The 19587-nt window shown below is 60.3% G+C and carries 19 protein-coding genes; 7 read left to right on the forward strand and 12 right to left on the reverse strand.

Annotation, left to right across the window (positions count from 1 at the left end; all coding sequences use genetic code 11):
* Positions 1 to 28: 28 nt before the first annotated feature.
* Both ACQZ6F_RS33130 and ACQZ6F_RS33135 read right to left on the reverse strand, forming a co-directional pair.
* Entirely contained in the window at positions 29 to 400 is a 372-nt protein-coding gene (locus ACQZ6F_RS33130; RefSeq protein WP_449096258.1) for a hypothetical protein, read from the reverse strand.
* 579 nt (positions 401 to 979) lie between these two features.
* Entirely contained in the window at positions 980 to 2290 is a 1311-nt protein-coding gene (locus tag ACQZ6F_RS33135; RefSeq protein ID WP_449096257.1) for an aspartate aminotransferase family protein, read from the reverse strand.
* A 98-nt stretch (positions 2291 to 2388) separates the two neighbouring features.
* Here ACQZ6F_RS33135 and ACQZ6F_RS33140 point away from each other — a divergent pair, with 98 nt between their 5' ends.
* Positions 2389 to 3237 carry a LysR substrate-binding domain-containing protein gene (locus tag ACQZ6F_RS33140; RefSeq protein WP_449096256.1) on the forward strand — a complete coding sequence of 283 codons (849 nt, stop codon included), beginning with the start codon at positions 2389 to 2391 and terminating at the stop codon, positions 3235 to 3237.
* Positions 3238 to 3285: 48 nt separating this feature from the next.
* Here ACQZ6F_RS33140 and ACQZ6F_RS33145 read toward each other — a convergent pair whose 3' ends face one another.
* Positions 3286 to 3834, reverse strand: a complete 549-nt coding sequence (locus ACQZ6F_RS33145; protein ID WP_077471007.1) for a VOC family protein — start codon at positions 3832 to 3834, stop codon at positions 3286 to 3288.
* 185 nt (positions 3835 to 4019) lie between these two features.
* Between ACQZ6F_RS33145 and ACQZ6F_RS33150 the strand changes: the two genes are divergently transcribed.
* Positions 4020 to 4775 carry an SDR family NAD(P)-dependent oxidoreductase gene (locus ACQZ6F_RS33150; RefSeq protein WP_449096255.1) on the forward strand — a complete coding sequence of 252 codons (756 nt, stop codon included), beginning with the start codon at positions 4020 to 4022 and terminating at the stop codon, positions 4773 to 4775.
* Between the two features lie 12 nt (positions 4776 to 4787).
* On the opposite strand, the gene ACQZ6F_RS33155 is transcribed toward ACQZ6F_RS33150, so the two are convergent.
* Entirely contained in the window at positions 4788 to 5381 is a 594-nt protein-coding gene (locus ACQZ6F_RS33155) for a TetR/AcrR family transcriptional regulator (protein WP_449096254.1), read from the reverse strand.
* A 159-nt stretch (positions 5382 to 5540) separates the two neighbouring features.
* Between ACQZ6F_RS33155 and ACQZ6F_RS33160 the strand changes: the two genes are divergently transcribed.
* On the forward strand, positions 5541 to 5939 hold the full coding sequence (locus ACQZ6F_RS33160; protein ID WP_449096253.1) for a RidA family protein: 399 nt from the start codon (positions 5541 to 5543) through the stop codon (positions 5937 to 5939).
* Positions 5940 to 6049: 110 nt separating this feature from the next.
* On the opposite strand, the gene ACQZ6F_RS33165 is transcribed toward ACQZ6F_RS33160, so the two are convergent.
* Positions 6050 to 6520: an MEKHLA domain-containing protein gene (locus tag ACQZ6F_RS33165; protein ID WP_449096252.1), complete on the reverse strand. Its 471-nt coding sequence runs from the start codon at positions 6518 to 6520 to the stop codon at positions 6050 to 6052.
* A gap of 99 nt (positions 6521 to 6619) precedes the next feature.
* Positions 6620 to 7522 carry a LysR family transcriptional regulator gene (locus ACQZ6F_RS33170; protein ID WP_077471011.1) on the reverse strand — a complete coding sequence of 301 codons (903 nt, stop codon included), beginning with the start codon at positions 7520 to 7522 and terminating at the stop codon, positions 6620 to 6622.
* A 137-nt stretch (positions 7523 to 7659) separates the two neighbouring features.
* Between ACQZ6F_RS33170 and ACQZ6F_RS33175 the strand changes: the two genes are divergently transcribed.
* The 4 genes from ACQZ6F_RS33175 (at position 7660) to ACQZ6F_RS33190 (ending at position 13671) form a co-directional block, all read left to right on the forward strand.
* Complete coding sequence (locus ACQZ6F_RS33175) at positions 7660 to 8892, forward strand: HlyD family secretion protein (protein WP_077471012.1); 1233 nt, start codon at positions 7660 to 7662, stop codon at positions 8890 to 8892.
* 77 nt (positions 8893 to 8969) lie between these two features.
* A complete protein-coding gene (locus tag ACQZ6F_RS33180; RefSeq protein WP_077471013.1) occupies positions 8970 to 10571 on the forward strand; it encodes an MDR family MFS transporter in 1602 nt (533 codons plus the stop codon).
* A gap of 30 nt (positions 10572 to 10601) precedes the next feature.
* Complete coding sequence (locus tag ACQZ6F_RS33185; protein WP_449096251.1) at positions 10602 to 11807, forward strand: adenylate/guanylate cyclase domain-containing protein; 1206 nt, start codon at positions 10602 to 10604, stop codon at positions 11805 to 11807.
* A 301-nt stretch (positions 11808 to 12108) separates the two neighbouring features.
* Complete coding sequence (locus ACQZ6F_RS33190; protein WP_449096250.1) at positions 12109 to 13671, forward strand: glycosyltransferase family 39 protein; 1563 nt, start codon at positions 12109 to 12111, stop codon at positions 13669 to 13671.
* A gap of 43 nt (positions 13672 to 13714) precedes the next feature.
* On the opposite strand, the gene ACQZ6F_RS33195 is transcribed toward ACQZ6F_RS33190, so the two are convergent.
* From ACQZ6F_RS33195 to ACQZ6F_RS33220, 6 genes are read right to left on the reverse strand one after another with little or no spacing between them, the layout of a single operon-like run.
* The gene (locus tag ACQZ6F_RS33195; RefSeq protein WP_449096249.1) at positions 13715 to 14317 is read right to left on the reverse strand and encodes an alkylhydroperoxidase domain protein; all 603 of its coding nucleotides are present in this window, start codon (positions 14315 to 14317) and stop codon (positions 13715 to 13717) included.
* Between the two features lie 21 nt (positions 14318 to 14338).
* Entirely contained in the window at positions 14339 to 14962 is a 624-nt protein-coding gene (locus ACQZ6F_RS33200; RefSeq protein WP_449096248.1) for a CMD domain protein, read from the reverse strand.
* Positions 14963 to 14991: 29 nt separating this feature from the next.
* Positions 14992 to 16041 (reverse strand): putative FMN-dependent luciferase-like monooxygenase, encoded by a 1050-nt coding sequence (locus ACQZ6F_RS33205; RefSeq protein ID WP_449096247.1) that lies wholly within the window; start codon positions 16039 to 16041, stop codon positions 14992 to 14994.
* Positions 16042 to 16045: 4 nt separating this feature from the next.
* A complete protein-coding gene (locus tag ACQZ6F_RS33210) occupies positions 16046 to 17731 on the reverse strand; it encodes a dipeptide ABC transporter ATP-binding protein (RefSeq protein ID WP_449096246.1) in 1686 nt (561 codons plus the stop codon).
* Positions 17728 to 18639 (reverse strand): ABC transporter permease, encoded by a 912-nt coding sequence (locus tag ACQZ6F_RS33215; protein WP_449096245.1) that lies wholly within the window; start codon positions 18637 to 18639, stop codon positions 17728 to 17730. Before ACQZ6F_RS33215 ends, ACQZ6F_RS33210 begins: the two co-directional genes overlap by 4 nt.
* Positions 18639 to 19580, reverse strand: coding sequence for an ABC transporter permease (locus ACQZ6F_RS33220; RefSeq protein WP_449096244.1), 942 nt, complete (start codon positions 19578 to 19580; stop codon positions 18639 to 18641). Before ACQZ6F_RS33220 ends, ACQZ6F_RS33215 begins: the two co-directional genes overlap by 1 nt.
* Between the last annotated feature and the right edge of the window lie 7 nt (positions 19581 to 19587).

Raw genomic sequence — 19587 nt, forward strand, 5'->3', positions numbered from 1 at the left:
AACCTCACCATCCGGCTACTACCAGAGATTACCAGGCAGGCCTTGTCTCATACACCGGGGAGGCGGGGCGCCTGGAATAGTCGTCATAGTAGTACCGGCGGCCACGGTCCGGGTAATACCGATCGCGGTCCTTCCTGTCCTTCTTCTTCGACGCTTCGGAAATCGCATAGGCCCCGACCGCTCCAGCCGCGACACCAACCGCAACTGCCGCTGCGGCCTGATCTGCCTTCTGACGGTTTTCCGCATATATGTTCTGCGTGCAGCGGCGATATTCCATCGTTCCAGGGCGCAGCCCGATGCGGTCGCAGCTGGCATAGGCGCTATCCAGCGACTGCTGGGACGATTGGCAGCCGGATAGCAAGATGGCGGTTACGAGTAGGGAAGCGAGCACTGGTTTCATTTGCTTTGGTCGGTCCTGAACGGGTTGAAATTGGGATGCTTTGTCTGGTGCGGGGTTCAATGCCGAGGTAGTCTGAACCCCGGGTTTCGTGAAGGCCGGATGGAAGGCGCAGATATCCGGTCGCACCGGCAGCGTGTTAAGGCCGTCGATGGTCCATTCCTGTTGATGTGCGTTATCGCTTACCGATGGCAGCCAAATTGAGCTCGCAAAAAGCCCATCCGACAAGGCTTTCGAGCCAAGGCGGCTAGCGCTTATGAGAACTCAATGAGCTGACCATCACGCAGATGGCGATTTGTAGAAAGCTACAGTGAAGACACGGAGAGAGTTGCGCGAGATTTCACGTGTTTTCCTTCGGATAATGACAATCGATCACAGCCACCCCACCATGAAGCGGCGGCATAAAAGACGATATAGACCGATTCGGTCGGAAATCAACCGATATGTTTTATACCCGACGCCATTTACCGTTCGCTCTTCCCGCGCCACTGCCCGAGCGGTCTACCCTGTTTAGACCGCTCGGCGGGGATGCCGGTTCAGCTCCGTCGCTATGGAGCAACTGGCCTGTGCATTTGCCAGTGTTCAGGCAGCCTTGGTAACGGCGGCAATCGCATCCGACATGATCACTATTCCCAGATCAATCTCCGCATCCGAAACCGTCAGCGGCGGGGCGATGCGGAACACACCGCCCATGCCCGGAAGCTTCACGATGTTCATGCTGAGACCCCGCAGCATAGCTTCCTCCATCACCCTGGCCCCGAGCTCGAAGCCGGGCGCTTTCGTCTGGCGGTCGGCGACGATCTCAAGCCCAAGAAGAAGGCCGCGGCCGCGCACGTCTCCAACGCATTCGAACCGCTGCTGCAGCAACGAAAGACCATTTCGCAGGCGCTCGCCTCGCGTGATCGCCTGTCCGACAAGACCGTCCCGCTCGACCACGTCGAGCACGGTCAAGCCGACGGCTGCCGGCAGCGGATCGGACACATGGGTCGTATAGAACAGGAAGCCCCTTTCATGCGCCTTCTCTTCGATGTCACCGGTCGTCATGACGGCGGCAAGCGGCAGCCCCGCCCCCAATGTCTTCGACAAGGTGAGAATATCCGGCGTCACGCCGTCACGCTGGAATGCGAACATGTGCCCGGTTCGCCCGACCCCCGTCTGTGCCTCATCGAGGATCAGCAACATGCCGCGCTCTTCGCACTTGCGCTTGAGAACCGCCAGGTAACCCGGCGGCAGTTCGAGAATGCCGCCGCTCGACAGGATCGGCTCGGCGATGAAGGCCGCGAGATTGCCCGTCGACTGGCGGTCGATCAACGAAAAGGCATCGTCGAGTTCCGTCTGCCAGTCATTGCTTCCATCCGGATGCGTGAAACGCGGACGATAAGAATTGGGTGCCGGGATCACCAGCGAGCCGACGGCGGCAGGGCCGTAGCCGCGACGGCCGGCACTATAGGTCGCCGAGGCCGCCGCCCCTGTCATGCCGTGCCAGCTCTGTGCGAAAGCGACGATCTCGTAGCCGCCGGTAACCAGCTTCGCCATGCGGATGGCAGCTTCGTTTGCTTCGGCGCCAGTCGTCAGGAGCTGCACCCGATCGAGCCCCGGCGCGAGTGCCGCCAGGCGCGTTGCCAGATCGACAACCGGCCGGGACAACATGCCACTGAAGAGATGGGCCACTGTCCGCATCTGCCGGTCGACGGTTGCCACGATGTCGGGATGCGTGTGGCCGAGAACACCGCTCATCTGACCGGAGGTGAAATCGAGGATGGCACGCCCGTCGGCATCATAGACGAAGCTGCCCTCCGCCCTTTCGACGATAATGGTTTCGAAGCTGGGGCCATATCGCGTGAGATGCTTGTTGGCGGACGCCCAGAATGCAGGATCGGAATTCAGCGACATCATACGGCTCCTCGTTAGCGGTCATCCTATGGCTAGCGAGACTTGCCATTTCAGGCAAATTGATATTCTTCTACTCGGATATTGAGAAAATTGATAACATGCGTGATCTCGATCTCACCCTGCTCAGAAACTTCGCCATCATTGCCCGAACGGGTTCGATCAGCCTTGCCTCCTTGCAGGTAGGGCGAACCCAATCGACACTGAGCATGCAGATGCAACGGCTCGAAGATCAAATCGGACAGGCGCTCCTTCATCGCAGCGGATCAGGCGTGCGCCTGACGGCAGCGGGTGAGAAGCTGCTGGCACATGCGGAATTTCTCCTTGCCAGGCACGACGACATCCTCGCCGATATGGATGGAACAGCCTTGAGGGGTTCGGTCAGCCTCGGCTGTCCTGAGGACTACTCGATCGCGTTCCTGCCCGGTGTTCTCAGGAGCTTTTTTGCCCGCCACCCGGATGTCGAATTGCGCATGGTCTGCGCGCCGACCACCGAATTGCGGCCGCTGCTCACTCGCCGACAGATCGACGTGGCACTCATATCCATCGCTGACGTGGCCAATAGCGATGTGCTGCGAAGGGAGGAGTTCGTATGGGTCGGAAACGCGCCTGAACCGGATATTCTCGACCACCCTAACCTGCCTCTGGCGCTATCGGCGCCGACGACGCTGGACTATCGGGCGGCATGCGATGCGATGGAGGCAATCAACCGGCGCTACAGGGTCGCCTTTGCCAGCAACAGCCTGGCCGGGCTCATCGCCATTGCGCGATCCGGCCATGCGATCAGCGTGCTGACGAGAACGGCCGTGCCGCCGGATCTTCACATCATCACGGCCGGCCTGCCGTCGCTCCCGACGATCGGCATAGCGCTCGAATATGCTGAGGCGCGGCCGTCCTCAGCCGCGAAGGCCTTGGGCAATCACATACAGGCGGTTCTGCCCGACCTTTGATCGTGTTTCCAATGCCGGTAACACGCTGCGCCACCCCTCTCCCGACCATCAATTCGCGGGAAATTTCGGCGACCAGAGAACTGTTTCAGCCGTCTTTTCATAGGCCATGCCGTCGGGATAGCTGATCACTTCAAGCTGCATGCCCCAGGGCGACTGGAAATAGAGAATGCTCTGCCCGGCATTCGGCCCCTCGGTGATGGGAAGCGGGCCGAGACGGGTCACAATGCCCTCAGCGTCAAGATAGGCCTTGGCTGCGTGAATATCCTCGACATAGAGCCCGACATGGAAGGCGCCGATATCACTGTTCTTCTGGTCGAGGCGGCGCTGGTCTGGCGCCTCATATTCGAAAAGCTCCAGATTGGAGCCGTGGCCGATGCGGATGAGCGCGGCGCGTCGGATGCGGGCGCGGGGATGGGTGCCAAGCGCTTGCTGCATGAAGTCGCCCTCCTCATCGCAGATCGGGCCGAACGTATAGGCATGTTTGCAGCCGAGGATGCGCACAAAAAAGTCCAGCGCCTCATCGAGATCGGGAACGGTAATCCCAGTATGCTCCTGTCCGAGAAGGCCGGGCAATCCCGAAGGTGCTGTCTTTGTCATGCAAGTCTCCCATTGCGGAACCCGGAGCCGAAGCCGTTGTTTGCGAGACTCAGCCCGGGCTCGGTTGCGTTTCGATTGTTGTCTTCATCAAGCGCCGCTGCGCTCAAGCCGCATCGACCTCCTTGAGGGCCATTATCCGCCATGTTAGCACCACGCGATCCAATACAGCATTTGGGAGAATCCTGATGAGATTGCAAGACAAGGTTGCGGTCGTTACCGGCGGCCAAAGAGGAATAGGTTTTGCCATTGCAGAAAAGTTCGCACGCGAAGGCGCACATGTGATCATTGCCGACATCGGCGATGCGACACAGGAAGCTGCCTCACTGTCCGCGATAGGACCAAACAAAGCGCGCTTTTGCAAGACGGATGTCGGCTCCGAGCGCGAGGTTCGAAGCATGGTCGATGCGGTGGTGAGCGAGCACGGGCGGATCGATGTGCTCGTCAACAATGCCGGCATCGAGTTCTACAAGCCGGTGACCACGACGACGGAGGATGAATGGGATCGGCTGATGAGGGTAAACCTCAAGGGCGTCTTCCTGTGCTCGAAGGCGGCTATCCCGGCGATGAGGCAATCGGGCGGCGTCATCGTCAACGTCGCCTCCGAACTCGGCCTCGTCGGAGAAGCCAATGTGGCTGCCTATTGCGCCTCCAAGGGCGGCGTGGTGATGCTGAGCAAGGCCATGGCCATCGATCACGGCCCCGAAGGCATTCGCGTCAATTGCCTTTGCCCCGGCCCGGTCTCGACGAAGTTGCTGGAGGATGTGTTCCTGGCCAGCGACGACCCCGAAGGGATGAGGCAAAGTTTCGAGCGGCGAATGATCCTCAACCGGCTTGGCACTCCCGAAGAATGCGCGAATGCCGCGCTGTTTCTGGCCAGCAGCGAATCCTCCTTCATGGCCGGCGCCAATCTGGTTCTGGACGGCGGCTGGACGACACGATAGCGGACTGGCGGCTCATGCAGGCTTGACGAGCAGGCCCGCAGCCATGGCGTGGAATGCATCGACCGCTCTCGGCAGAACCTTCTGCGGATCGTCGCTCGCGGCGATCCAGAGAGCGGCATTAAGGGCAGCCCCGCCGAGAAGTCGGGCAGCGGCTTCCGCATCGACCGGTTTGAGAATTCCCCGCGCAATCAGGCCCTCCACCGTCCGCCTGGTTGCCTGAAGGCAGCTGCTCTGGCTCGGCCATTGCGACGGATCACCCAGCACCGCAGGGCCATCGAGCAGAACGATGCGCTGGACTTCGGGATCGAGCGCCATCTCGATATAGGCTGCGCCCTCTGCAAGCAGGCCCTGCCAATCATCGCCCGCCCTGGCGCCGACCTCCTGGGCGCGTGAAGCCATCTCCGAGTCGATCTGTTCCACGACGGCGGCAAGAAGCCCGCGCTTGTCTCCGAAATTATGGTAGAGAGCGCCCCGCGTCAGGCTGACATCGGCTGTTATCTCGTCCATCGACGCTGCCGAATATCCCTTTTCGGCGAAGGCTTTTCGCGCAGCCGCAATCAGCTTCACGCGGTTCTTTTCCATCGTATCGACGCGACGTTCCGGCATCTCATCCTCATTTTCACATACGCATCGTATATGAACTTGACATACGATCCGTATCTGAATAATCCTACATACGCACCGTATATCAAATAATGCCGCAACTTGTGAAGCCCTCGACTGGTCTCACCGGCTCCAGCCAACGACGATGAAGAAAGACCCAGCATGACCCAACGCGAAGCAATTTTTCCTGCAAACAGACACGCACTTTACGAAGAACATGGCTATTCGGCCGCCATCCGGTCCGGTGACCTGCTTTTCGTATCCGGACAGGTCGGCAGCCGCTCCGACGGCACGCCAGAGCCGGATTTCGAACGCCAGGTCCAGCTCGCTTTCGCAAATCTCAAGGCGACGCTGGATGCAGCAGGCTGCACCTTTGACGATATCGTCGATGTGACGACATTCCACACCGACCCCGAAAACCAGTTCCCAACCATCATGGGCGTCAAACAGACGATTTTCGGCAAGCCGCCCTACCCGAACTGGACCGCGATCGGCGTCAACTGGCTCGCGGGATTCGATTTCGAGATCAAGGTCATCGCCCGCATCCCCTCGAAAGCCTGATCCTCGCTGCTAAACCGATCATCTCCCGGATTGGCGCCCGGGAGACCATGGTGGATAGGCTATTGGTGGTGACGATCGTATTGGCGATGCCGTTATTGAAGGCATAAAAGTTAGACGTCGGTCCATCTGGAAAAGGTCGCCGCCTGGCCGCGCCGATTGCCATCCTTGTCGATGAGCTGCCAAACAATGCCGTCTTCGATCCAGAAGCGCCGCCCGGATTTGGCGATCCTCACCCCGCGATAATCGGAAATAAAGCCATTGCGCGTCACCGCATCCAAGAGCCGCTGACGTTCCTCGCGATTGGGAAGCTCCGCCGAAAGGCGCGAGGGCAGCGTTATGAATTCGTCCCAAGGATATTCGAAGCAGTTCTGGCCGGCTTTGTTGGCATAGACGAAGCGCGGGTCGGCGTCCGTATTGTGGGCCAGAACAACGAAAGGAGCGTCGTGATAGAGCCACTCCGCTCCAAGCCCCTCATGGGCGAGCGTTGTCCCGACGATGCGATGAAAGCTGCCCGTCAGCAGCGCGAAAAACTCATCATCAACCGACAAATCCGCGGCGTTGGCTTCAGGCTCGCGAGTCATTTGTTTCCTTCCAGTCACCATGGGCACCGTTCGTGAATACATCGCTCTCCCGCCCTGTTGGCAAGCGAGATTGCGGGTGGCGGCAGAAGGCCGCACTGCTCAGCTCATCCATTTGCGATGTTCGGCGAAGCGCTCCACCAGGAGATCGATGAACAGCCGTACCTTGGTCGGCAGGTGGCTGCGGTTGGGGTAGATTGCGTTGATGGTGAACTCTACGGGGCGGTAGTCCGGCAGCATGCGGATGAGGCGGCCGGCGGCGACCTCCTCGAAAACGATGAAGCTCGGGGCAAGAAAGATGCCCTGTGCGTTCGCCAGCAGATAGCGAAGCATCTCGGGGCTGTTGGAGACGACATTGCCGGAGATCTTGACGCTTTGCTGCCTCCCCTCGGCATCCTCGAAGCGCCATTCGTCGCCATAGGGATAATAGGAATATTGCAGGCAATTGTGCTCGGCGAGCTCAGCCGGTGTTTTCGGCATGGGATGTGCATCGCGATAGGCCGGCGAGCAGACCAGCATGTGACGCCAGGGTGTGAGCTTGCGCACGACCAGTGTCGAATCCGGCGGCGATACCGTGCGGATGGCGAGATCGTAACCCTCTTCGACCATGTCAATCATGCGCTCGTTGACGCCGAAATCGATCGAAATCAGCGGGTAGAGGGCCATGAACTCGCTGATGACAGGCACGAGGAAGCGCACGATCGCCGTGTTGGAATGGATCTTCAGCGTGCCGCGTGGCGTGGTCGAGAGCGCACCGGCCGCCTGATCGGCCTCCTCCAGATCGGCAAGGATCTGTGCGGAGCGTTCATAATAATATTTGCCGGTCTCCGTGAGGCTCACCTTGCGCGTGGTGCGGTTCAAAAGCCGCACGCCGAGGCGGTCCTCGAGCGATTGTACGTGATTGCCCACCATGGTGACGGACATGTTGAGCCGGCGGGCGGCGGCGGAAAAGCCGCCGCATTCCACCACCCGGCCAAAGACTGTGAGGCTGGTCAGCCGATCCATGTAACCCTCGGATTATCCGCTGTGAGTTGATGATCCTTCCCGATTTGAGGAGATTATCAGAAGGACCGTTCGGACGCATCTTCATGGCATCAAAAAGGCCCTCATGAAAGGGCTGCGATGTTTAAGGAGACGGACACATGGTCGAACTACCCCGCAACGAGGCTTTCAAAAACGCGAGCCAGGCCGAGGCTGTTCCTGCGGGAGAGGTGGCAAAATCCCCCGCTGCCGAAGCGCCGCAGGCACCACCCGCCGAGGCGACAACCCCTGCGGCCACGAAGGCTCCCGGGACGGGCCGCAAGCTCATCAAGCGCGGATTGCTCGTTGCCGCTTTGCTGGCCGGCGTCGCTCTGGGCGCCGATTACGGCTATCACTACTGGACGGTCGGCCGCTTCATCGAGTCCACTGACGACGCGTATGTGAAGGCCGATTACACCGCCATCGCCCCAAAGGTCGCCGGTTATATCAAGGACGTCCTGGTCAACGACAATGATACGGTCAAGGCCGGCCAGGTGCTTGCCCGCATCGACGATCGCGACTTCCAGGCCGCGCTTTCGCAGGCGAAGGCTGATCTCAAGGCCGCGGACGCGGCCATCGCCAATATCGATGCGCAGATCCTTCTGCAGCAGTCGCTGATCGGGCAGGCCAAGGCAACGATCGATGCCTCGCAGGCTTCCCTCGACTACGCACAGTCCGACGCCGCCCGCCAGGCGCGCCTGATCAGCAATGGTGCCGGCACGCAATCGCGCGCAGAAGAAACGCAATCGGCCAGCAAGCAGGCAGCCGCCGCAGTCGAACGGGATCAGGCAGCACTTGTCGCGGCCCAGAACAAGGTGCCGGTGCTGCAGACACAGCGCGATCAGGCTGCCGCCCAGCGTGATCGTGCCGCGGCAGCATTGCAGCAGGCCGAACTCAACCTCTCCTACACGGATATCGTCGCCGCCGTCGATGGCACGGTCGGTGCCCGCTCGATCCGTGTCGGCCAGTACGTCACCTCGGGCACGCAGCTGATGGCGGTGGTACCGCTGCACTCGGTCTATGTCGTCGCCAATTTCAAGGAAACGCAGCTGACCTATGTGCGCCCCGGCCAGTCGGTCGAGATCAAGGTCGACAGCTTCCCCGACGTCGCCATCAAGGGCCATGTCGACAGCCTCTCGCCGGCAAGCGGCCTGGAATTCTCGCTGTTGCCGCCGGATAATGCCACCGGCAATTTTACCAAGATCGTTCAGCGCATCCCGGTGAAGATCGTCATCGATGACGAACATCTCGCCGGCCTGCTGCGGTCCGGCATGTCGGTCGAGCCTGAAATCGACACCAAGGCCGCCCAGACATCGACTGCCAAAGCGGAGGGATTATCCGGCCAGGCTGGATGATCCTTCCCTTCCTTCGTCGATTATCACCTCAACATTGTCATGAGATTATTTCGGCATAAGCCGGAAGGAGAAGCGTCATGGCCACTCTTCAGATTGCCGCAAACAACAATTCGGTCGCGCCCGCGGCCAGACCTGCGATGACGCCGTTGCGCATGTGGACCGCCGTGATCGGCTCGACGCTCGGCGCCTTCATGGCGGTCTTGAACATCCAGATCGTCAACGCTTCGCTTGCCGACATCCAGGGCGCGATCGGCGCCGGAACGGATGACGGCGGCTGGATCTCGACCTCCTATCTGATCGCCGAGATCGTCGTCATCCCGCTCAGCGCCTGGCTTGCACGCGTCTTTTCAGTCCGCATTTATCTGCTGACCAATGCTATCCTCTTTCTGCTCTTCTCGGTCGCCTGCGCCTTTGCCGCAAACCTGCAGCAGATGATCATCCTGCGCGCAATCCAAGGGTTCTCCGGCGGCGTGCTCATTCCGATGGCATTCACCATCATCATCACGATGCTGCCGAAGGCGAAACAACCGATGGGCCTTGCGCTCTTTGCCCTATCGGCAACCTTTGCCCCGGCAATCGGTCCCACCATCGGCGGCTACCTCACCGAAAGCTGGGGCTGGGAATACATCTTCTACGTCAATCTGGTGCCCGGCATCCTGATGGTCGGCATGCTGTGGGCTTCGCTCGACCGTGCGCCGATGAACCTCTCGCTGCTCGCCAAGGGCGACTGGCCAGGGATCATCACCATGGCGGTCGGCCTTGCCGCGCTGCAGACGGTGCTGGAAGAAGGCAACAAGGACGACTGGTTCGGTTCGCCGTTCATCGTCCGCCTGTCGGTCATCGCCGTCGTGTCGCTGACGCTCTTCCTTATCATCGAGCTGCGGGCCGCCCATCCGTTGCTGAACCTGCGCCTGCTGGTGCGTCGCAATTTCGGCTTCGGCATCCTCGCCAACTTCCTGATGGGCATCGCGCTCTATGGTTCCGTCTTTATCCTGCCGATCTATCTGACCCGCATTCAAGGCTACAATTCCGAGCAGATCGGCATGGTACTCGCCTGGACCGGCATTCCCCAGCTGCTCCTGATCCCGCTGGTGCCGCGGCTGATGAAGCGTTTCGACGCCCGCCTGCTGATCATCGTCGGCTTTGCGCTCTTCGCTGCCTCGAACTTCATGAACATCTACATGACAGGCGATTATGCCAGCGATCAGCTCTTCTGGCCGAACATCGTTCGCGCCGTCGGCCAGGCACTCGCCTTCACCCCGCTCACTGCAATCGCCACCGCCGGCATCGAGCAGGAAAATGCCGGCTCGGCCTCCGCACTCTTCAACATGATGCGCAACCTCGGCGGCGCAGTCGGCATCGCGGCACTGCAGACCTTTCTCACCAAGCGCGAGCAGTTCCACTCAAATATCTTGACGAACTCGGTCTCTATGTTCGAAGACGCCACCCGCGACCGGGTCGCCAGACTGACCACCTATTTCATGAATCATGGTGTCAGCGACCAGGCGCTTGCCACCCACAAGGCAATCGTCGCCATTGCCTCCAGCCTGCGCAAGCAGGCCAATATCATGGCCTTCAGCGACACGTTCTTCCTGCTGGGCGTCGCTCTGGGGGTCGCTCTGCTTGCCAGTCTGTTCCTCAAGAAATCCGGTCATCTCTCGGGTGCCGGTGCGCACTAGGCGCGGCACCCAAAACAGGAGGAGATAATCATGACCATGCTGCTAGACCTGCCTGAAGCTGCAACGCCGAACCCCAAAGCCCCCCATGCTGGCATCAACTCCGCAGCAACCCTTACCCTCGTCGAATGGCTGACAGGCGATGAGTGCCACGCCCTCGACGAAGCCGGCCTCGTTTTCGGGCTTGGACGCCGCCTGCGGGCACTCGGCCTTCCCGTCGACCGATTAACCCTGCATCTGACGACGCTGCATCCCGATTTTATCGGCCGCACCTTTGCCTGGGCGCCGGGCGAGCCGATCGAGGTTCATGACCGGGAACATGGCTCACGCCTGGCTTTTGCCAATACGCCACTGCTCAAGGTGCAGGGAATGCGCGAGCCATTGATCGTCGGCCCCGGCGAAAGCCCCTATGGCCCCTGGCAGCATATCGACATTTTTTCCGGCCGCGGACTGGTGCAGCTGATCATCGCGCCGCTGTGCAATGCAGACGGACCGATCAGCACGGCCGTCTTCGGCACGCGCCGCCAAGGTGGCTTCACCCCCATCGAGCAGCAAGTAATCGAGCGCATCCTGCCGGCATTGCGCAATACGTGCGAGCTGCGTGTCCTGCGGCAATGCGAGCTCAGCCTGCTCGACACCTATATCGGCCCCATGACGGCGAGCCGGATCCTTGCCGGACATATCCGCCGCGGCGAAATCGAATCCATGGAGGCAGCACTTCTGCTCTGCGACCTGCGCGGCTTCACCGAATTGTCCAACCGGCTGCCCGGCAACACAGTTCTTGGCCTGTTGAACGCCTATTTCGATAAGGTCGTGCCCGCGATCACGCGGGAAGGCGGCGAAGTGCTGAAGTTCATGGGCGATGCCGTTCTCGCCTTCTTCCCAGGGATTGATCCACCCGGAGCCTGCCATGCCGCGCTATCATCGGCGGAAGCGATCCTCAATGAAGTGGAGCGCTTCGACTATGACGGCATTCGTGTCAAGGCGGGGATCGCGCTACATTACGGCGAGGTCAGCTACGGTAATGTCGGCTCGGGCAGCCGACTGGATTTCACGCTGATCGGGCCCGATGTCAACGTCGTCAGCCGTATCCAGGGCATCTGCAGCGAAAGGGGTGAAGCGCTCCTGATGTCCGAATCCTTCCGCGAGAAGGCGCAGATCTCAAATGCGGTTTCGATCGGGCCGCAGCGGCTGAAAGGTTTGGCCGATGCGATGGAGCTGTTCACGATCGCACATTGAACAATTGGTGCCCGCAGGACACAATACCGCAGGGCTCCCCGATTTTCTTTATAGGGCTGGGATTGCCATGCTGTTATAAGCACCAGGCCGCTGCCATGGAGAAAGCCAGCGCTCAACAGGGTGTCATAGAATGGCTACACACCCTGTCGATTTGGGTGGTTTTCAGGCATTCCGCCTTGGAAATATTCCGCAGACAGCCAAAACGTCATGGTAACGTCTTCCTTGGAAGCGTAGACCACCGTTTGCCATGAACGAAATGACAGGACGCTGACAAGATATTGACAGCGGTACGGAGAATTGAATGAAGGCTCTCGCGCAGAACAATTTTTCGCAAATGTTTGACCGAATTAAGTCGGCGACGAGCGAGCGGTTGTTTTCCGACTTCAGGTGGGTGGATTGGGTATTCGCCGTATATTTCTGCGTACAGGCCGCCATTCGCATTTCCATTTCGAGTTCCGTGCGGATCGACGAGGCCCAGCAATTCGTGGTCGGGCAATGGTTGGCCTGGGGATATGATGCCCAGCCGCCGCTTTACAATTGGGTCCAGTATGGCGTGTTCGAGATCTTCGGCACCAGCGTTGCGTCGCTTGCCATATTGAAAAACCTACTGCTTTTCCTGGTCTATCTGGCCTATCATGGACTGGCGAAACAGCTCCTCAACGACAAAAGACTGGCGGCGCTTGCCACCTTGTCTCTGCTAACCATGCCCCAGATGTTCTGGCAGGCGCAGAGGGACCTGACGCATACGGTCGGCACGCTGCTCGCCGTCGTCCTGTTCATCTACTTCGTGGTGACGACCATCCGTCGGCCGACATTGGGTTCCTATGCGATGATCGGCCTTTGGGCCGGGCTCGGAATGCTCACCAAGTACAACTTTGCCCTTATCATCATCAGCGTTTTCGTGGCCGTCCTCTGTCATCCGGAGGGTCGGAAGAGACTGCTGGACAGGCGCTTCCTTCTGGCCCCCGCAATCGCGATTCTGGTGTTCCTGCCGCATGCGCTGTGGATGATATCCAACATGGACCGGGTTTTGGCCACGACCGTGCAGACCATGTCGGAACGGGGAGCGGGTGGCAAACTTTCCGATATCGCCAATGGCGTCATCGAGTTGATTAAAACCAGCGTGGCAATCGCCGCCCCGACGACCGTGGTCTTTTTCCTGACCTTTCGCCGGTCGTTTCTGCGATCGCTACGCTCGAGAAGCCAATGGAGTGATTTCGTCGGAACCATATTCCTGAGCACGGCAGCGATATTGCTGGCCTTGATCGTCGTCACGACGCTCACGGAATTTCGCGACCGATGGCTGCTGCCGTTTCTGTTTCTGCTGCCGCTCTATTTCTGCCTGAAGCTCGAAGCTGCGGGAGAACAAAACCCAGCGGATTTGAAGAGGTCCTTTTACCTGCCCCTGGTCATGGCAGTCGCACTGCCGATCATCATAGCCGGCGGCGTTCTGTTCCCGAAGCTGTTCAAATCATATGAACATCTGAACACGCCCTATGCGAGCTTCGTGAACGCCGTGGCCCTCGCAGACGGCAAGCGGCCGGTTGCCGTGGTGGCGACGACTTGGCTCAAAGCCGGCAATATCCGCGTGAACATGCCGAATACAGCAGTGATCTCGGCGGAATATCCGGGATCGGATCTTAGCCGCCAGGCCATCGGAAACGGGCCGGTCCTGCTGGTCTGGAACGAGCGTGATGGACGCCAATCTGCCATGCCCGACAGCTTGAAAGATTGGCTTACGGCGAAATTCGGCACCACTGTGCAAATGCCCGTCCAAAACGATATCGCCCTTCCCTTCTATTACGGAAGCGACCCGGATCGGTATCATTTCGGCTATGCGTGGTTCTACCCGAAGGCCGGCTAACTCTAGCCGTTCTTCGAGGGAAATGCCGGCTCGTTGCCTCGGCCTATTGAGCCGGCAACGGCTCTCCGAGGGAGAGCATCAACCGGTTTGCCCAATTGAAGAAGGCAGCCCCGTGGATGACGTCGGCGATCTCGAGGTCGCTTAGTCCTTCGTTCCGCAATTTGCCGATATCATCGGCGCCGAATAGCGACGGTGTTTCCGTCAGCGCGACCGAAGACGATACGATCGCATTCCAGCGGCTGCCGAGATCGGCGCCGGTGCCCTCGTCGAGCAGGCGTTGCACATCTTCCGTCCGCTTCGAGTGATGAGAAGCAAAGCGGGAGTGGACGGAGGCGCAGAATATGCAACCATTCGTGCGCGATGCAGCGGTCGCGGCGAGCTCGCGTTCGGCGCGCTGCAGCCCGGCCTCGACGTTGTAGAAGATATCCTTGTCGGTCTTCGTGCGTGCCTCTAGGATCTCCGGATCGCGTGCCAGCAGCATGAAGTAGGGCGACTTGGCGCGCGACGCGTCGACAAGCCCGCGCCAATGGCGATCGGTCAATTCGTCTTCGGCAAGCGGATTGAGCCAGGGCGTCCAGCCAATCTCCTTCTGCGTGAAGGCATTGGGGCGATCTTCGATGGCGGGATGGATGACGGTATCGGTCATAGGAAACGATCCTTTCTGCGATTAGGCGGAGACAGCCTGCGCGGCACCGGCGGCAGCCAATGCACTCAGCCCGGCCACGACCCTGATTTGAAACGAGAGAAACGCTGTGATTTGCGACAGCGTCACCACACCCGTCGTCGTCCAGCCGGCATCCAGAAGCCGCTGCAGCGCCTCGGCGCTCGCCTCGCGCGGGCGATAGACGAGGAGATGCGCATGTTCCAGAGCAGCCGAGAGCTTGGCCCCGAGAGCCGAGCGCCCCGCTTCCGACACATGGAAGATCAGCCCAGTACGATCCTCGATGGAAAGAGGCCCGGCCGGATAATGCCCATAGGGTCCGACCGTGCGTCCGCCCTCCGCTTCCGCCTTGACGGCCGCGACCAGTGACGCAGATTTGGCAACCTCCTCCAGTGCGGCCTGATAGAACTGCTCAACGTTGCCAGCGCTGTGCAGGTCGGCGATGAAAGTCGCCAGGGCAAAGCGCTCCGTGCGGCTTACATCACCCTGATGGTCTGGCTCGAAAAGCGCCTCATAGCTTCTCTGAGCGTTGTCGCGCGTTTGCGGTCTGGCCGTTCTCAAGGCGTAGAGCGAGGAGCCCTCACGGATATCAGCCAGAAGATCGATGACGTCAGTTGTTGACGAGGTCATGGACATACCTTCTCTTTATGAATTGCGTTTCATGCGGAGGCCGCAAGCTGCGGACCCTTGCCTGCAAATGGTTGCGGCGCCCAGCCGAGCGCCGGAGCGACCTTCTGCGCGATCAGCTCGAGGGACCGGAGAATATGGGCGTGCGGCGGATCGACGGAATGCACCTGGAAGACAAGGTCCGTCACCCGCGACAGTGCTGTATCCGCACTCAAGGACGCGATCACATCCTCGGGTGTGCCGACATGCACATCGAAAGCCTTGATCAGATCGGCGGTCGTATCGCCACGAACGGTGAAGCCGCTTGCGGCAAAGCGTTCGGCACTCCGCCGCAAGCCGATATCGGCAAACCGGAGTGCCTCCTTGCGATCGTCGGCGACGAAAAGGCTGCGCGAGCCGAGAATCCGTGGCGCACGGCCCTTTGGCAGAGCAGCGAAATAGGCATCGATGATCGGATTCTGCAGATCCCAAAGTTCGGTATCGGGCGCATCGTCGGGTCGTGGCTGTGTGCGTGACAGCATCAGGCCATCGCCCTCGCGGCCAGCCCGTTCACCACCGCCGACGGAGAAGGTTGCCTGCCAAACCCTTTCGGCAAGATGCGGCGCGGTCGGATAGAGCCGATTGCCGCCGGCAAGCTCCTGTCCGGCCCATGCATCGCGAACGAGTGCCAGATATTTGCCATAGACCGGCCCCCTTTCGGCGCTCTCGATCCCAAACGGCAGGAAAGCCTGCGGCGTGCCGCCCGTGCCGAAACCGACCTCCAGGCGCCCGCCGAGCATAAGGTCGAGTACAGCGGTATCTTCCGCGACACGAACGGGATTTTCCATCGGCAGCGTGATGACGCCCGTCCCTAGCCGGATGCGCGAGGTGCGCGAGGCAAGCCCCGCCAGAAAGACCAGCGGCGCCGGCAGACCGCCTTCGTCGCCATTGAAATGGTGCTGTGCCACCCAGGCGCTGTCAAAACCCTGCGCCTCGGCATGGATGATCTGCTCGGTGACGAGGCGGTAGCGCTCAGCCGCATCCGTCTGATCGAGAATACGGCTGAAGAAGCCCAGTCGTTTTGGTAAAGCCGACGTGCTCATGGAATTATCCTGCATTGCTTGGGGGCTGGCGAATAGCGATCGAATATTTTTTGCCCGGAATGGCCTCGATCAGCTCACGGGTATAGGCGCTGCGCGGATTGCCGAAAACCTCGTCGACAAGGCCGTCTTCGACCAGCTTGCCGTTCTGCAGAACGGAGACGGTATCGGCAATCTGGCGCACCACGGCAAGATCATGCGAGACGAAGATATAGGTCAGCCCCAGCTCTCGCTGGAGACCTTCAAGCAGCGAAAGGATCTGCGCCTGAACCGTCACGTCGAGTGCGGAGACGGCTTCGTCGAGAACCAGGATCTGCGGATCAAGGACAAGCGCCCGGGCAATCGCAACGCGCTGTCGCTGGCCGCCCGAAAGGGCATGCGGACGCCGTTGCAGGACATCGGCGGGCAATCCGACCTTCTCGATGACGGCCGTAACCCGTTCCAATCTCTGCGTCCGTGGCTGCGGATCGAAGTTCAGCAGCGGTTCTTCCACAATCGACGATATGGTCTGGCGTGGATCGAGCGAGCCGAAGGGGTTTTGATAGACCAGCTGAATCTTCTTGCGGAAAAGCCGCAGGGTCTCGCCACGCAGGGATGCAAGATCTAGCCCGTCGATCACGACCCTTCCCGCCGTTGGGCGCTGGAACGCGGAGACGATGCGAATGGCAGTCGTCTTGCCCGAACCGGATTCGCCGACAATCGCATGCGTCGTGCCCCGTGTGACGCGAAAGGACACGTCGTCGAGAGCCCTGAAACCTGTATCCTTGCCGCCAATGCCAAATTCCTGCACCAGCCCTTCGACGACGACGATATCGTCTTCCCGTGCGGGTGACGTTTCAGCCGGACGCGCCGAAGTCCGTTGCGGCGCAGCGTTCAATGACGGGGCATCGGCAAGCAGCCGGCGCGTATAGGCGCTTTGCGGGTTTCTCAGCAGCTCGACGGTGCGCCCCTGCTCCTGGATACGGCCATTTTGCAGAACAACGAGCCGGTCCGACCGATCGGCCGCGACGCCGAGATCATGCGTGACCAGAAGAACCGCCGCCCCATACTCCCGGCGCAGATCGTCGATCAGATCGAGAATATGGCGCTGCACTGTGACGTCGAGCGCGCTGGTCGGCTCGTCGGCGATGATCAGCGATGGCTTGAGGGCAATGGCAATCGCGATCAGGACACGCTGACGCATGCCGCCGGAGAGCTCATGCGGATACTGCCTGGCGCGAAGTGCGGGCTGGCTAAGACCGACGCGCTCCAGCAATTCGATGGCCTGCACATAGGCGACTGCACGCGGCGCACGGCGGTGAATGGTGAGGACTTCGGCCACCTGCTCGCCGATCGTCCTTACCGGGTTGAGGGAATTACCGGGATCCTGCGGCACAAGACTGACGACGGAGCCGCGGATCGAATCGAGCCGCTTCTGTGGCCAACGGGCAATATCCTGGCCGTTGAGCCTGATCCGGCCGCTTTCCAGATGCCCGTTCTGCGGCAGGAGGCCGATGATCGCCTGTGCCGTCGAACTCTTGCCGGAGCCGGATTCGCCGACAAGAGCGACGACTTCACCGGGATTGACGGTGAAGTCGATACCATGAACGGCCGTGCGTGAACCGCTGCGGTCACGATAGGCAATCGTCAGGCCGGAAATATCCAGAACCGGCGTGCCAAGATCATTCGTTCCTTCCGATGCGAAATAGGTCATTTGCCCACCTCCGCAAGCGAACGGCTGATGCGATTGATCGAGATCACCACAAGCACGACGACGAAGCCGGGTGCGGTCGTCAGCCACCAGGCGGTGGCGATATAGTTTCGCCCCTCCGCAATCAGCAGGCCCCATTCCGGCGTGGGCGGCGGCGCGCCGTAACCGAGGAAGCCGAGCGTCGACAGCTGAAGAATGGCCCAGCCGGATTGCAGCGCGGCAAAAGCGATCACCGAGGTCAGCGAATTCGGCAGGATATGGCGCCACAGCACCCTGGAAAAAGTGCCGCCGCTGCCAAAGGCCGCCTCGACATATTCGCTCCTGCGGACCGTCACGACCTCCGATCGGACCAGCCGCGCGAATTTGGCAATCAGCGTGCAGCCGACGGCAATCGCGGCATTGACGGTGCCGAAACCAAGCAGAACGATGATGCTGAGCGACAGCAACAGGTCCGGGATCGACAGCAGCACGTCGACGATCCTCATGATCACCGTTTCTGTCCAGCCACCGAGCGAGCCTGCCAGCACACCCAGTACAGTACCGACCACGAGCGCAATGCCGACCGCGGCAAGCGCTCCCGACAGCGAATGAATGGAGCCATAAATGATGCGTGCGTAGAGATCGCGCCCGAGCGAATCGGTGCCGAGAAGATGAGCGGCGCTTGGGGCCTTCAAATGCTGGCCGGGCAGGCCTTCGACCGGACTATAGCTCGTAAACGCGCCGGGAATGAGCGCCCACAGGACGGCCACGGCGACGATGAGGATCGCGAGAAGCAGGCCCGGCCGAACGCGAAAGGGAAATCCGCGGGCAAGCCGTTTGCCTTCCCCGCGAGGCTGCTGCACCGGCAGCGCATCGCTCGTGTCGGCATGATTAGCTGAGTCGTGATAGTGCGCTGCATCAAAACTTGTCATCACCTACCTCCAAGCTTTGCTTTCAGGCGCGGATCGAGGATCGGATAGAGCAGGTCGACGATCAGGTTGATGGTGACGAAGGCCGCCGCCGAGATGACGACGATGGCCTGCAGGACGGCAACATCCTCACTGTCGACCGCCTGCTTCGTCAGGCTGCCGATCCCATTCAGCCCAAATACCGTCTCGGTAATGACAGCGCCGGCGATCAATTCACCGAAAAGCAGGCCCGCCACCGTCAGCACCGGCAGAAGCGTATTCTTGGCAACATGGCGCCAGAGCACTTGTCCATGCGAAGCGCCCTTGGCGCGCGCCACCGAGATGAAGGGACGCGTCAGTACTTCATCGATGTTTCGAAGGAGTATCTGCGCAAGCGGGGCGGAGATCGGAATGGCGACGGTCAGGATGGGCAGGATCAATCCCTGCCACGGACCGGGATCGATCACCGGGACGAGCCGCAGGCGGAACGAGAAGATCTGGATGAACATGATGCCGAGCCAGAAGGTCGGCACGGATATGAACAGCGACGGCAGCGATTGCACGAGGCCGCGCAGCCAGCCGAAGCCGGAGACATTAGCAAGGATGGCGATGACGACAGCCAGGATGACCGCAAGCAGGAAACTGAAGCCGGCTAACAGCAACGTCGACGGGAGACTGACTGCAAGCTGCGAACTCACCGCAACACCCGCCTGCAGCGAATAACCGAAATTGCCCGACAGGAAATTCCATATCGAATGGCCATACTGTTGCAGCAGAGATCCGTCGGCACCATAGGCTGCTCTTATATCAGCCAGTTGCTCCGGGCTCAGGCCGAAATCCGGGCTCTGAAACTTAATGAGCACGGCGTCGCCCGGCATCGATTGCAGCAGCACGAACGAAACGGTAAATGCCGCCCACAGGACGAGCAAAGCCTGTCCAATCCTCGATAAGATGTATTTCGTCATGGCGATT

It is taken from the genome of Rhizobium sp. A22-96, assembly GCF_053521805.1.

What these genes read in the sequence shown, in the direction of transcription:
- ACQZ6F_RS33175 (WP_077471012.1), top strand. Translation starts at nt 7,660, where the DNA reads ATGGTCGAACTACCCCGCAACGAGGCTTTCAAAAACGCGAGCCAGGCC.
- ACQZ6F_RS33180 (WP_077471013.1), top strand. Translation starts at nt 8,970, where the DNA reads ATGGCCACTCTTCAGATTGCCGCAAACAACAATTCGGTCGCGCCCGCG.
- ACQZ6F_RS33165 (WP_449096252.1), bottom strand. Translation starts at nt 6,520, where the DNA reads ATGACTCGCGAGCCTGAAGCCAACGCCGCGGATTTGTCGGTTGATGAT.
- ACQZ6F_RS33150 (WP_449096255.1), top strand. Translation starts at nt 4,020, where the DNA reads ATGAGATTGCAAGACAAGGTTGCGGTCGTTACCGGCGGCCAAAGAGGA.
- ACQZ6F_RS33155 (WP_449096254.1), bottom strand. Translation starts at nt 5,381, where the DNA reads ATGCCGGAACGTCGCGTCGATACGATGGAAAAGAACCGCGTGAAGCTG.
- ACQZ6F_RS33140 (WP_449096256.1), top strand. Translation starts at nt 2,389, where the DNA reads ATGCGTGATCTCGATCTCACCCTGCTCAGAAACTTCGCCATCATTGCC.
- ACQZ6F_RS33130 (WP_449096258.1), bottom strand. Translation starts at nt 400, where the DNA reads ATGAAACCAGTGCTCGCTTCCCTACTCGTAACCGCCATCTTGCTATCC.
- ACQZ6F_RS33135 (WP_449096257.1), bottom strand. Translation starts at nt 2,290, where the DNA reads ATGTCGCTGAATTCCGATCCTGCATTCTGGGCGTCCGCCAACAAGCAT.
- ACQZ6F_RS33145 (WP_077471007.1), bottom strand. Translation starts at nt 3,834, where the DNA reads ATGACAAAGACAGCACCTTCGGGATTGCCCGGCCTTCTCGGACAGGAG.
- ACQZ6F_RS33200 (WP_449096248.1), bottom strand. Translation starts at nt 14,962, where the DNA reads ATGACCTCGTCAACAACTGACGTCATCGATCTTCTGGCTGATATCCGT.
- ACQZ6F_RS33195 (WP_449096249.1), bottom strand. Translation starts at nt 14,317, where the DNA reads ATGACCGATACCGTCATCCATCCCGCCATCGAAGATCGCCCCAATGCC.
- ACQZ6F_RS33190 (WP_449096250.1), top strand. Translation starts at nt 12,109, where the DNA reads ATGAAGGCTCTCGCGCAGAACAATTTTTCGCAAATGTTTGACCGAATT.
- ACQZ6F_RS33205 (WP_449096247.1), bottom strand. Translation starts at nt 16,041, where the DNA reads ATGAGCACGTCGGCTTTACCAAAACGACTGGGCTTCTTCAGCCGTATT.
- ACQZ6F_RS33215 (WP_449096245.1), bottom strand. Translation starts at nt 18,639, where the DNA reads ATGACAAGTTTTGATGCAGCGCACTATCACGACTCAGCTAATCATGCC.
- ACQZ6F_RS33185 (WP_449096251.1), top strand. Translation starts at nt 10,602, where the DNA reads ATGACCATGCTGCTAGACCTGCCTGAAGCTGCAACGCCGAACCCCAAA.
- ACQZ6F_RS33220 (WP_449096244.1), bottom strand. Translation starts at nt 19,580, where the DNA reads ATGACGAAATACATCTTATCGAGGATTGGACAGGCTTTGCTCGTCCTG.
- ACQZ6F_RS33170 (WP_077471011.1), bottom strand. Translation starts at nt 7,522, where the DNA reads ATGGATCGGCTGACCAGCCTCACAGTCTTTGGCCGGGTGGTGGAATGC.
- ACQZ6F_RS33160 (WP_449096253.1), top strand. Translation starts at nt 5,541, where the DNA reads ATGACCCAACGCGAAGCAATTTTTCCTGCAAACAGACACGCACTTTAC.
- ACQZ6F_RS33210 (WP_449096246.1), bottom strand. Translation starts at nt 17,731, where the DNA reads ATGACCTATTTCGCATCGGAAGGAACGAATGATCTTGGCACGCCGGTT.